Annotated in this window: 10 protein-coding genes; 4 read left to right on the forward strand and 6 right to left on the reverse strand. The window is 73.0% G+C overall.

From position 1 onward, the window contains the following. Positions 1-68 precede the first annotated feature (68 nt). Positions 69-1,082: a MopE-related protein gene (locus tag POL72_RS11165; protein ID WP_272095088.1), complete on the reverse strand. Its 1,014-nt coding sequence runs from the start codon at positions 1,080-1,082 to the stop codon at positions 69-71. Between the two features lie 90 nt (positions 1,083-1,172). On the opposite strand from POL72_RS11165, the gene POL72_RS11170 reads away from it, so the two are divergent. From POL72_RS11170 to POL72_RS11180, 3 genes are all read left to right on the forward strand, one after another. Next, positions 1,173-1,919, forward strand: coding sequence for an outer membrane lipoprotein-sorting protein (locus POL72_RS11170; protein ID WP_272095089.1), 747 nt, complete (start codon positions 1,173-1,175; stop codon positions 1,917-1,919). Between the two features lie 344 nt (positions 1,920-2,263). Then, complete coding sequence (locus tag POL72_RS11175; protein ID WP_272095090.1) at positions 2,264-2,647, forward strand: response regulator; 384 nt, start codon at positions 2,264-2,266, stop codon at positions 2,645-2,647. 66 nt (positions 2,648-2,713) lie between these two features. Next, entirely contained in the window at positions 2,714-3,874 is a 1,161-nt protein-coding gene (locus POL72_RS11180) for a sensor histidine kinase (RefSeq protein ID WP_272095091.1), read from the forward strand. A 28-nt stretch (positions 3,875-3,902) separates the two neighbouring features. Here POL72_RS11180 and POL72_RS11185 read toward each other — a convergent pair whose 3' ends face one another. From POL72_RS11185 to POL72_RS11200, 4 genes are all read right to left on the reverse strand, one after another. Beyond that, positions 3,903-4,601, reverse strand: a complete 699-nt coding sequence (locus POL72_RS11185; RefSeq protein WP_272095092.1) for a DUF4230 domain-containing protein — start codon at positions 4,599-4,601, stop codon at positions 3,903-3,905. A gap of 178 nt (positions 4,602-4,779) precedes the next feature. Continuing rightward, complete coding sequence (locus tag POL72_RS11190) at positions 4,780-6,123, reverse strand: hypothetical protein (RefSeq protein WP_272095093.1); 1,344 nt, start codon at positions 6,121-6,123, stop codon at positions 4,780-4,782. 94 nt (positions 6,124-6,217) lie between these two features. Beyond that, the gene (locus POL72_RS11195) at positions 6,218-8,548 is read right to left on the reverse strand and encodes a transglycosylase SLT domain-containing protein (protein ID WP_272095094.1); all 2,331 of its coding nucleotides are present in this window, start codon (positions 8,546-8,548) and stop codon (positions 6,218-6,220) included. A gap of 121 nt (positions 8,549-8,669) precedes the next feature. After that, the gene (locus tag POL72_RS11200) at positions 8,670-9,656 is read right to left on the reverse strand and encodes a hypothetical protein (RefSeq protein WP_272095096.1); all 987 of its coding nucleotides are present in this window, start codon (positions 9,654-9,656) and stop codon (positions 8,670-8,672) included. Between the two features lie 84 nt (positions 9,657-9,740). On the opposite strand from POL72_RS11200, the gene POL72_RS11205 reads away from it, so the two are divergent. Further along, positions 9,741-10,955, forward strand: a complete 1,215-nt coding sequence (locus tag POL72_RS11205) for a hypothetical protein (RefSeq protein ID WP_272095098.1) — start codon at positions 9,741-9,743, stop codon at positions 10,953-10,955. Positions 10,956-11,037: 82 nt separating this feature from the next. Here the strand turns inward: POL72_RS11205 and POL72_RS11210 are convergent, their stop codons facing one another. Further along, positions 11,038-12,486: an MXAN_5187 C-terminal domain-containing protein gene (locus tag POL72_RS11210; protein WP_272095099.1), complete on the reverse strand. Its 1,449-nt coding sequence runs from the start codon at positions 12,484-12,486 to the stop codon at positions 11,038-11,040. Positions 12,487-12,543: the final 57 nt, after the last annotated feature.

Consider the following 12,543-nt stretch of genomic DNA (forward strand, 5'->3'; position numbering starts at 1 on the left):
GCGATCTACGGCTGGGACACCGCGATGACGACGTGCCTCTCACCGCGCGCGGACTCGGAGGATCGATCTCAATCCGCGCAGCAGAGCACGCCACCGCCCGCCGCTCCAGGCTTGATGACCTGATTGGACTCGTTATAGCCGTCGCCCCCGCAGTCCCAGGGCCCTTTGAGGGCTTCGCAGAGATCGCCCGAGGTGCGGTCGAGCACGCCGCAGCTGGCTGGCCTCCTGCCGACGGAGCCGCACCCGAAGAGATCGTTTGCCGTGACTCTTGAGGTGGCACAACCGCGGGTGCAGCTCCCTCCGGTGCACACATCCGGATCCTCGTTGTCCCCCAGCGTGCAATACGCACAGCCGGTGCTCCCCTGGCGCGTCGCGAAGAACAGGCCGGGCTCGGCCGCCGCGCCGTCGCAGCCGGTAGGCGAATGGAGAGCGACGTCATCCGCGCCTTTGCAGATATGAAACCCCTTCGCGCACAGGTCGCTGGCGCTGCAGCCGAGGCCCTCGGGGTTCTGGCCGGTGTTGCCGCCGCCGAACCCACATCGAGGTAATGGATCGATCAAGATACCCGGTACGGTGAAGCCGCCTGCGCACCCGGCGATCAACGGATAAATGTCCTCCTCGACAAATGCCTCGCGCGTGCCGTCGCTGCAGCCGTTGGTCGCTGGCACGCAGCCCTCGTCAATCTTGCCGTCACAGTTGTTGTCGAGTTCATCGCCGCACACCTCGGGTACAGACCGTATATCGGGGATACAAGCGAGCGCGCCGTCCACACAAAACACGCTGCCGTTCGCGCAAGGGCCCGTCTGCCCCGTAAGGCAAGCGGCGCCGGAGGTGGGGATCTCTTCGTCGATCTGACCGTCGCAGTCGTCGTCGAGGCCGTTGCAGAGTTCCTCGGAGCAGGGCGCGCCGGCGCCGCTGGATGAGGCAGAGGACGACGACGACGCCGACGACGCGCCCCCCTCGCCCAGAGGTTCGAACTCCAGCAGGCTGGTGCGCGCGCCACAGGCGACAAGCGCAAAGGTAGGGACGAGGGCGAGCGTCTGAAGGAAGGGCGCGCGCATGGTGCTGATGCTCCGTTGCATGCTAGACACGACGTGCGCTCCGGTGCAAAGAAATCAACGACGGCGGCTCCGCCCCGACAAGCGGCGGGCCCCCAGCTCTCCGAGGTTCCGATGAGGTTTGCGCATTTCGTTTCCATCCTTGCCACCACGGTCGCGCTCGGCCTCTCGCACGCCCCCGCGGCGCTGGCCGACGACGCCGCCGACAAGGCCCTGGCAGCGACCGAAGCGGCCATGAACAAGGCCAAGACGCTCTACTTCGAATACGAGGCCAGGACGACGGAGAGCGGCAAACCCGACAAGACCGTCGGCCTCAATGTGTGGATGAAGGGCGAGAAGCGCCTCGCCGAGTTCACCGCACCCGCGGACCTCAAAGGCACCAAGGTCCTCATCCTCTCTCCTTCCGAGATGTACGTCTATCTGCCGTCCTTCGGCAAAGTCCGCCGCATCGCCAGCCACACGAGCGATCAGGGCGCCTTCGGCATGGCCTTCAGCCAGGAAGACCTGGCCACGCAGAAGTACGGCAGCTACACGCCGGCCGTCAGCTCCTCCAGCGGCAAGGAGGTCAAGCTCACGCTCACCCCCAGGAGCGGCCAGACGACCTCCTACGCCAAGATCGAGATGACGGTCACGAAGGACAAGAACGTCCCCAGCGAGCTCAAGTATTACAACACCGAGGGCAAGCTGGTGAAGACCGAGACCCGCAGCGGCTACTCGTGCGACGGCGACGTCTGCACCCCCGGCACCCTCAAGATGGTGGACCACACGAAGAACCTCACCACCACGCTCACGCGCAAGAAGGTGAAGGTGAACGAGTCCATCAACGACGACACCTTCTCCAAGCGCAACCTGGAGAAGTGAGCGACAGGGCTGTCGAAAGCCACCATCTCCCCCGCCCGCCTCTCCGCTTCAAAAGACTCATTCCCGGGCTTTGAAGCCCCTGAAAGTCGGTGCGCAGGAGGGCGCCGAGGCCGCACAGGAGGTCGGCCGGCTCCCCGACAGGGCCATGAAACGCTCCTATAGAAGCGATCGGCTCGACCCATCGGCTCCCAGCCAGTCCGGCGCAGCGAGAGGGCTCCTGAGAACATTTGGTGCTACCTAGGATCCAACACACCAAGCGGCGTTCGATCGCCTCACTCCTCACCTGGCGCCATCGGAGCGACCGCTTCCGATCGATGGATCGTTGTCTCGAACGAGGTCAGGATATGGCCGATTTGTTGCTCGTCGACGATAGCCACGACATCAACGAAGCCATGGAAATGCTGTTGACCGCCGAAGGGCACCGGGTGCGGATTGCCACGGACGGGAGGGCGGGGCTGCGCGCGCTGGAGGAGCGATTTCCGGATCTGATCGTCCTCGACGTGGAGATGCCGGATCTCGACGGTCCGGGGATGGCGTGTCGGATGCTCATCGAGAACAGCGGTCGAGAGAAGATTCCGATTGTCTTCGTCTCCGGGGCCGAGGGTCTCCACGAGATCGCGAGGCGCATCGGCACTCCTTACATGCTCGGCAAGCCCTGCGATCCAGACAAGCTCCTCTCGATGCTCGCTCGCGCCCTCGAGGAGCGGATCGCGCCGCGCCCACCGTAGTGATATCGCCGGGCGCGTATGGCTGCTTGCGACGCCCGACCGGCGTGGTCAAGCTCAGCGCCGATCATGAGCTCTCTGCCAGAGTGCACCTCGAGCTCGCCTGCCGTACGCTACGGCACAGCCCTGATTTCCGGCGTGCTCGCGCTTCTCCTTGCCACCCAGGTGCCCCCGGTGTGGGCCTTGAAGCTCCCGCTCGTCTTGTTCTACGGGGTGCTGATCATCACCAGCGCCTGGGTCGGCGGGCTGTGGCCGGGGCTCCTCTCGACGGTGCTCTGCATCGTGGGGGCCGTCTACTGGATCGAGCCCCATGGAACGTTGCGGGTCGGCCATCCCGCTGATGTCGTCGGCCTGGTCCTGTTCCTCTTGATCGGCGCGACGCTCAGCGCGTTCGGCGAGAGCGTGGCGCGGGCGGTACGCGTCGAGCGCGCCTCGCGCCAGGTGGCCGAGAACGCCGCGGCAGCGGAGCGCTCCGCCGCGCAGGTCAGGGAGCACACGCTCGCGATGGTCGCCCACGATCTTCGGGATCCGCTGGCCGTCATCGATCTGAACGCCGGGCTGATCACGAGGGCCTCGACCGCTGGAGCGGGCGTCGAGGTCTCGCGGCGCGCGGCCGTCGTGCACCGGACCGTGCAGCGGATGAACCGCCTCCTCCGCAGCCTGCTCGACACGGCCTTGATCGACTCCGGAGGGCTCGCGCTCGACCTCGCGCCCGAGTCCCCGGCGGCGCTGCTCGCCGAGGTGGTCGAGACCCACGCCGATGAAGCAGAGGCGAAGCACATCCAGATGCGCTCCGAAGCTCCGGCGGGGCTCCCCCCGGCGCTCTGTGACCGCGATCGGATCCTCCAGGTGCTCACCAACCTCACCGTCAACGCGTTGAAGTTCACGCCGCCCGGCGGGACGATCACCCTGCGCGCCGGCGTGTCAGGCCGCTTCGTACGGTTCAGCGTGACCGACACGGGGCCCGGGATCGACGCCGACAAGCTGCCCCGGATCTTCGAGCGCTACTTCGGCGAGCGACGCACGCAGAACGGCGGGCTCGGCCTCGGCCTCTTCATCGCGAAGGCGATCGTGGAGGCGCACCACGGCATCATCGAGGTCGAGAGCAGCGTCGGAGAGGGATCCTCCTTCGCGTTCACGGTGCCCCTCCTCCACCAGGCCTGCGCCACGGACCAAGGCCTCGGCGCAGGCTCGATCACCACGAGCGCGAACCACTCTCCCGCGGCGTGACGGCGCGAGACACGCGCCCGCCCAGCGTTCAGCCCCCGCCGCCGCCGACCTCGCGCCAGCGGATCTCCACCCGCTTCGCGCCGAGCTGCGTCGCGAGCGCCGTGATCTGCCGCTCGGCCTGCGCCTTCGCGCGCGCCATCACGTTCCCCTCGAGCGCGGCCTTCTCGATCGCCGCCGTCGCCTCCTTCCGGGCCCGCGCCTCGAGCTGCTCGTTGCGCCGTGCGAGCAGGCTGGTCGACCGCGTGTAGACGTACGTCTCGTCCTCGTCGAGCCGGGTCGAGAAGACCTCGGGCGCCGGCAGCGTGAGCCGCGCGACCCCGGTCTCCGGATCCATCGCGACGTCGCCCTCGCCGATCCGCGCGAGATCGACGCCGATCGTGACGTGGCCGACCGCGACGAGCAGGAGAGCGTCGGTGGCCTGCACCAGGCCGAAGAGGCGGCTCTGCCGGTCGGCCAGATCCACGACCTTCTCGACGTGCACCTCCGTGGTCTCGAGCCGCGCCAGGTCGCGGATCGCGATGACGAGCGCAGGGGACGGCCGCGCGACCACGCCGCTCGAGGGCGCGGGAGCGCCGAGGCGCGGCGCCACCACGAGCGCGCCGAATCCGACCGACGCGAAGAGCGCCACGACGAGCAGCGCGATCCGCGCGGCGCGGCCCGCCGGCGCGCGGGGGCGCGGGGGGTGAACTGCGACCGAAGCGTAGGGGTCCTGGAGCGGGCCTTCCATCGGGGTCTACCTTGGAGGACCACGGGCGCGCAGCAGGCGCCAGCGGCGGCTCGGCTGGACACACCGACCCGAGGAGCCGCGCGTCCTCTGGAGAGAGTACCGAGAACTCGAAGGCCGGAGGGCGAGAAGAATCGATCAGCCCGCCCGCGCGGCAACGGCTATGACGCCGCGGGCAGCCTCACGCCGCGCGCGCCGCTGACCGCGGCGGCGCCGCCGCCTGCTCCGACCCCGAGGACGAGAGCGCCTGCTCGAGCATCCAGTCGTCGATGTCGCCCTCGGCCGCGTGCTCCAGGGCGAGCCTCACGTCTCGGTTGGCGCAGCCCTCGGCCGCGATCCGGAGCCGCTCCTCGGTCTGGCCGTCGCGCGAGCCCGCGAGCGCGAGCGCGGCCCCGATGCGGAGCTCGGCCGGCGCGCCGCCGTCCTCGAGCACCGTGAACGCCTGCTCCCGCGTGAGCTTCGCCGTCCGGTAGTCGGCGCCGGCCTCGCCCACGAGGCGGCGCAGCGCCGCCCGCCAGGCGGGCGCAGGCAGGCCGCGGCGCCCGAGGAGCGCCACCGCGCGCCCCGCCTCGTCGGCGCCGCGCCCGCTCCGCTCCCGCAGCAGCGCGAGCAGGTGCTCGCGGCGCCGCTCCGCGAGCACCATGCTGAGCCCGGTCTCGCTGGGATCGCGCAGCAGCTGCGGCGGCACGAGGGTGAGCGAGAGCTCCTCGCCCCCCGCGAGCGCGAGCTCCACGCCGAGCGCCGTCTCCTCGACCCGCTCGATGCTGCCGAAGGAGATGAAGCGCTCGCCGGCGTCGTCCCGCAGCGAGAGCCCGTCGCTGCCCGCCACCAGCACGCGGCGCGCGGAGCCCTCCCTGAGCAGCGCCGCGAGCACCCACGCCGAGGCGCCCGTGACGACGCCGAGCGAGAGCGCCACGTCGAAGTCGAGCACCGACCAGCAGATCAGCGACATGAGCGCCGCGACCCCGACGAACAGGCCGCGCCGCGGCAGCGACGGCGCGTCTTCATAGAGCCGCGCGCTCCACGTGCCCCGCGCCCGCCCGGCGGCGATCACGCCGAGCAGCCGCTCCGCGTCGACCGGATCGTCGACGCGCACCCGGATGACATCGCCGTCGTCGGTCTTCAAGGCGACCTCGCCGCCGGAGCTCGAGAGCCGCGCGCGCGTGAGCGAGAGGAGCGGGAACGAGCGCCGATCGCCAGGGCGCTCGATCCACAGCGCGTTGCTCACCCGGACGACCGCCGCGCCGGACGAGCCCACCGCCGCCCAGAGCCACGCGATCGGCGTGTAGAGCAGGCACGCGAGGCAGAGCAGCGCGAGCAACGACCCGAGCAGCGCGAAGGGCACCATGACGGCCGCCACGATCGGTCCCGCGAGCGGCTCCACGAGCGACGCGACGGAGAAGACGACGAGGAGCCACGCCAGCGCCGACGAGAGCAGCCGGCCGATGGATCGAGCATCGGCGTAGGGCTGGATGAGGACCCCACACCGCTTGAACACGCCGTCGCTGCCAGCGGTCCCAGCCACCCCACCACGGTGAAGGCACGCGCCTGCGAGTTCAAGCGCACAGCGCAATTTCAACGCAGAAGGAATCCCTGCGCTGCCGTCCCGGCGACCGCGCTCAGTACGCGTCCGCGGGGGCGCGCGCGTCCGCGGGGAGCGTGAGCGGGAGCATCTCCACGGCCGCGTCCCCGCCGGCCAGCCACTGATACCGCGCCAGGTTCGAGAGGACGCGACCCACGTAGGTGCGCGTCTCGTCGTAGGGAATGCGCGCCACCCACACGTCGGTGTCCCGGTCGATGCCCCCATCGAGCCAGTGCGACACGGCCTTCGGACCGGCGTTGTACGCCGCCGCCGCGAGCGGCAGGCTGCCCTCGAACGTCCGGAGCAGCTTGCCGATGTAGAAGCCGCCGAGGCGCAGGTTGAGCGGCGCGCTCTTGAGCTGCCCGAGGTCGAAGCCGAGCGAGAGCTCGCCGGCCGCCTTCTCGGCCGTCGACGGCATGAGCTGCATCAGCCCGACCGCGCTCGCGGGGCTCACCACGACGGGATCGAACGCGCTCTCCTGGCGCATCAGCGCGTGAACGAGGCCCCTCGGCAGCCCGTGCTGCGCCTCGAGCGCGCGCACCTCGCCGGCGTACGGCTCCGGATAGACGCACTCCCACGCCCAGCGTTCGGCCTGAGAGGGCGCGCGCTGGAGCGCCGCGGCGGAGACCGCCTGCGTGCCCACGCGGTAGCGGCGCTTCGCGGGCGAGAGCATGCCGTACATCCGGCAGAGCGCCTCGCTCTCCTGCCCCGCATAGGCCGCCGTCGCCTCTCGCTCGTTCTCGGCGAGGTAGCTCTCGGCGTCGCCGTCGAGCCCCATCGACGCGAGGAGCGCCGCGGCCGGCGGGAGCTTCACCTCCACCGCCCGGGCGTCCCCGAGGGACGCCGCGACGAGCAGCGGCGGCATGGGCGCGCCCACCGCCGCGAGGCGCGAGCGCGAGAGCAGCGCGCCCCACGAGAGCGGCTGCTCCCGCATCACCTGCGTCCAGAGCCGCACCGCGCCGTCACGGTCGCCGCCGCGCAGCGCCGCGAGCCCGGCGAGCTCGCGCAGCCGCGCCGCGTCGGCCGGCCTCGCGTCCCGCGCGAGCTGCTCCAGCGGCCGCCGCGCGCGCGCGGCGCCGCCCGTCGACAGCGTCGCGAGCGCCCGCTCGTAGGCCGCGTCGTCGCGCCGATCGCTCCGCGGGTAGGCGTCGAGGAACCGGCCGTACTGCGCGACGGCCTCCGCGTAGCGCCCGACCTGCATGAGGAGCCGCGCGGCGAGCAGGCTCGAGAGCTCCCCCCAGCGGGTCTTCCGGAACCTGCGCGCGACGGCGAGGTGCCGCTCGATCGCCTCCGCCTCGCGCCGGAGCCGCGAGAGCGAGCGCGCCGCGAGGTGCAGCTGCTCCGCCTGGCGCGCCGACGGCGAGGCGGCGACCTTGAGGAACGCCGCGGCCGCGGCCTCGTAGTCGCGCGCCTGGTAGAGCGCCGTGGCCCTGCGGTGGTGGAGCTCCGACGCCGGCACGCCCGACATCTTGTCGAGCTCGGCGATCGCCTCCGCCGCGCTGCCCCCGGCGACCATGGCGTCGACCTTCTGGAGCCGCTCCTCCGGCGAGAGCTGCCCCGGCAAGGCGGCGAGGAGCGCCGCGGCGTCGCGCCCGTCGGGCGACGACGGCGCGCTCTTCACGATCCACCGGAGGTCGGCGTGCGCGAGGGCCGCCGCGGCGGCCTTCTCCGCCGGGCGCTCGGCGGCGTCGCGCACGCCGAGCAGGACGCGCGCCCGCGCCATCCGCGCCGCGGCCTCGTCGCGCGACCTGCGCGCGCGCTGCGCCGCGGCCACGGCCCGATCGGCGAGCGCGCGAGCCTGCTTGAGATCGCCGCCCTTCAGGGTGGCGAGCGCGGCGCGCGCGAGGCCGGGCGCGCTGCCCGAGCGCTCGAAGTACGCCGCCGCCACGTGGAACGGCCCCGCGACGAACGCCGCCTCCGCCCGGTAGCGGGCCACCTCGCGGGCGAGGAGCGGCAGCTCCTGCTCCAGGCCGTGGAGCAGCTCCACCGCCTTGCCGTGATCCCCGAGCTCGAACGCGACGCGCGCCCGCGCGTACTTCATCGAGGGCAGCGCGCGCTGCTCCATGGGCAGGGCGTCGAGCCGCTCCGCCGCCTCGGCCCAGCGCTCGAGCCGCACCGACTCGACCCAGGCGCCGTCCACCATGGGCGGCGCGGGCGACGCGAGGGCGAGGCCCGCGGGCGGCGCGAGGGCGAGACCCACCGGCGGCGCCGCGGACGGCGCGGCGCGCGCGGTGCTCTGCGACGGGGGCGGCCCTGCCGCCTGGTGCTCCGCGCACGCGGCGAGCGAGAAGCCGAGGACCCACGCGGCGGCCAGGCGGCGGCGCGCTCCCCCTGAAGACGGCTTCGGTGGCGACGGAGCCCGTTTCATAGCCGACCCGGCGCGGTGGACGACCCGCCGGCAGCGCGCCGTGAGGACGGAGCCCCGCGGGACGACGGCCTCCGCGCGCAGGCCGCCCGAACCGCAGCGCACGCGCTGCCGACCCCTCTAGCTAGCAAGCTTGGGCCCGGGGTCGCAAACAAAGTGTCGGGGCCGACGCGATCCACCGCTTCCCGATCTCCACATCCTCCTCGAACAGGAAGGCCGCGACCTCGTCGAGCGAGCCGGCGCGGTTCGGCGGCGCTCCCAGACGGAGCGCGGCGGCCTTGCCGAACGCGGCGACCACCGGGTGCGGCGAGCTCGCGAGCCGCAGGAGCTCGGGCACGAGCTCCACCGCCCCGAACGCGCCCGCGACGACCGCCGCCAGCGGCCGAGGATCCGCGGGGCAATCGTGGCTCCACGACAGCGCGGAGCGCAGCGCCGCGACCGTCTCGGGCGCCGCGGCGCGCGCCGCCGCCGCCGTGCGGTAGCCGCCCCCCGGCAGCGCCAGCTGCGCGTCGCCGCGGCTCGTCGCGCACATGCCGTCCGCCGCCTGCAGCAGCGCCGCGGCGATCGGCTCGGTCACGCCGTCGCCCAGCACCGTCAGCCCCTCGAGGTCGGCGGCGACGGGCCGCGACGCCTCTTGCGCATACCCCTCGAGGTTGGCGAGGAGCCGCTCCAGGTCCACCGCGCCCGCGGCGCGGCCCGCCAGCACGTCGCGCTCGGTGTGCACCGTCACGAGGCTCGACACGATGGCCGGCGTCCCGCCGCGCATCGTGTGCGACACGTCCACGCTCACCCGCTGGACGGCGGGCCACCGCAGCACCCGCGGCTCCGTGTCCGGGTCGACGACGATCCCCCATGGCACGACGGCCATCGTCACCTCGCGCGCGCCGCGCTGGATCGGGGGGCGGTGATCGGCGCGGACCAGCGCGAGCAGCCCGAGCGCGCTCCCCATCGCGATGAGCCCCAGCGAGAGCGCGTGGCCCCCGGCGCTCCAGACGGCCGCGGAGGCGCCCGCGAGCCCCGCGGTCCCGGCCGCGGCGAGCGCGCCGGTCGAGCCGGGCTCCGGGTGGAGCCACACGTAGCGGAAATCCGGCGGAGGCAGCTTGCGCAGCACGGTGACGACCCCGGACGACGAATCTAGGCTGCGGCGCCCCCGCGCGCCACCGGGTGCGCGGGGGCGCCCGCGCGCACCCGAGGCATGCCACGGCGCGTCGGAGGCGCTCGCCGCGCCGTCGCCGGCCGCTCGCGGCCGCGCGCCGACGTCCGCGCGCGCCACGCGACGGCGGCGTTCCACGCGCGCTGCGCGGTGGTAGCTTCGCGGGCGGTGCTGCTCTCCCGCGTCCGCCTCGTCCATGTCGGCCCGTTCGAGGATCTCTCGCTTTCGCTCGAGGACGCCGCCGGCGCGCCGCGCCGGCTCGTGGTCCTCTTCGGCGGCGACGGCGTGGGCAAGACCTCGATCCTGTCGGCGATCGCGTCGACCCGGCCCGGGTACGCGGTCGCGCAGCCGAGGCCGCGCGGAGACGACGGCTCGCAGCCGCTCGTGGTCGCCGACTGGATGCTCGGCACGGACGACCCGGCGCGCGCGCACCCGCTGCGGGTCACGAGCCCGAACGCGCGCCTCGACGAGCCCGAGGAGGCGGCGATCTTGCGGAGGAGGGAGCAGTCGCTGTTCGAGCGGCGCGCGGCCGAGGGCGGCTTCGTCCTCGTCGCGCTCTCGGGAGCGCGCTGGTTCTCCCGCAGCGCGATCGTGCTGACGACGCCCGAGCGCACCATCCTCCGCTACGACGTGCGCGCGGCCGCGAGCTTCGACGACGCGACGCGCACCGACCTCGCCCGCGAGGCGAAGCAGGTGCTCTCGTTCGTCCCGATCGCGGCGGCGATCGCGCGCGACGGCCGGAAGAGCCGGCCGGAGGCGCTCTCGGACGCCTGGCCGGGCGCCCAGGCAGAGCGGCTCGGCGCGCTCGATCGCGCGCTCAAGGGGGTGCTCGAGGCGCTGCTCGAGGGCCACGGCGTGACGTACGCCGGCGTCGATCCGCTCCGGCTCGAGCCGATCTTCGAGCGCGCGGACGGCCAGCGCGTCGACTTCGACGATCTCGGGCGGAGCGCGCGGCACACCGTCGCGTTCGGCGCGCTCGCGCTCCGCGCGCTCGCGTCCGCGCACCCGAGCGGCGATCCGCGCCTCGCCGAGGGCGTCGTGCTGATCGACGACATCGAGGCGCAGCAGCCGGTGCACCGCCAGCGATCGCTCGCCGCGCGCCTGCGCGCCGCGCTGCCCAACGTGCAGTGGATCGTCACGACCTCATCGCCGGCGATCGCGCTGGGCTGCGAGCTCGCCGACGTGATCGCGCTCCGCCGCGAGCCCTCGTCGGGGCGCGTCGAGCTGCACGAGGGCCCGGACGCCGTGCTGCACTGAGCCGCGCGGCGCGGCGCGCCTCCGGGCCGCGGGCGGCGCCGCGCCTCGCTGCGCGCGCTCCCAGGCTGCTGCGCCGCGCGCGTCAGGCGAGCGGCACGGCGAGGAGCACGATCTCCTTGCCGCGCACCTCGATCTTGTAGCGCATGGGCTTTCCGTGCTTCCGCCCGAGCTCCTGCTCGCTCGCCTTGAGGCGGGCGACGAACGCGTCGCGGGTGATGTGGTCCACCGGATCGCCGAGCGACTTCTTCGCGGCGATGTACTCGGCGAAGATGCGCGCGTAGTAGGCGTCCTCCGGCTCCTCGAGGAGCGCCTTGGCGTCGGCCGGGATCTCCTCCACGGACAGCGCGGCCATCCGCTCGTCGACCTCGAGGGCGTCCCGGAAGGACGCCGACGTCGGCGCGCGCGACGGGCGCCCCTCGGCGTCGGTCTCGTCCTCCTGCACCCCGAGCAGCTGGTTCAGGAGCGAGTTCAGCCGGAACACGAGCCCGCCGAGCTCGGCGTGCTCGATCTGGAACCGGAGGTCGGTCCGGCCGTTCATGATCGCGAGCAGGCCGTCCTCGATCTCGGAGACCGGCTGCGAGATGTACGCGTCCAGGAAATACCCGGCGATCACGACGAGCACGAGCCCGAGCGCGGCGACGCCGAGCAGCGGCCAGAGCAGCGCGCTCGCGAGCCCCGGCGTCCTGAGCTGCGCGATGCTGAGGAGCACCGCGCGCCGCCCGTCACCGTAGCCGTCGAGCGCGTGCCCGACGGCGCTGTACTCGCCGGCCAGCCCGCCGATGTCGACCGTCTGCCCGGAGCTCAGCGCCTTCAGGGCGCCGTCCTTCGCCGGCGACGCCGTGAGCGCCGCGACCAGCTGCGGGGAGGCGTCGCGCGATTTCGCCACCACGTCGAGGCCGTCGCCCGACTGCGTCGCGACGACGAGGACGCGCCCGCTCGTGCGCTCGCTCGCGTTGGTCAGCCGCTCGTCGTTCAGCGCGGTGCCCACCGCGACGGCGCCGATGATCTGCCCGGCGTCGCTGCGGATGGGCGCGTAGGACGCGAGCAGCTGCTCGTTGCGCGCCCGGCTCACCCACACGTCCGAGCCGGTCACTCCCTGCTCGATGGCGAGCTTCAGCGACGGGTAGACGGCGCCGAGGTTGTCTCCGCGCATCAGCGCGGAGGCGTTCCGTCCGAGCACCACGCCCTTCGTGTCCACCAGGACCACGAGGGAGGGCGGGGTCCTGGCGAGCTCGGGCGAGGCGGCGACCGCCTCCCGGATGGCGTTGGCGGCGCTGGTGGCCGCCTCGGCGCGGGCCGGGGCGGTGCCGGCGTTGAACGGCTCGCGCAGCTTCGGGTCGCTCGCGTGGGAGTCGAGCCACCGCTCCAGCACGAGGCCGTCCACCTGGAGCTGCGCCATGGCGGCCGCGAGCGCGCGCGGCGCCTCGCCGGGGCGCCCGATCTCCGCGAGGGAGGCGCGCGTGAGGGCGTAAAAAAGCCCTCCGACCATGAGGACAATCACGGCGAAGACTGCGATGATCTTTCCGCGCATCCTGCGTCTCCACTCCTTCTTTCCGGGGCTCAGGGCAAGCTACCATCCGCTGCGGCG

It is taken from the genome of Sorangium aterium, assembly GCF_028368935.1.
Lineage (GTDB): Bacteria > Myxococcota_A > Polyangia > Polyangiales > Polyangiaceae > Sorangium > Sorangium atrum.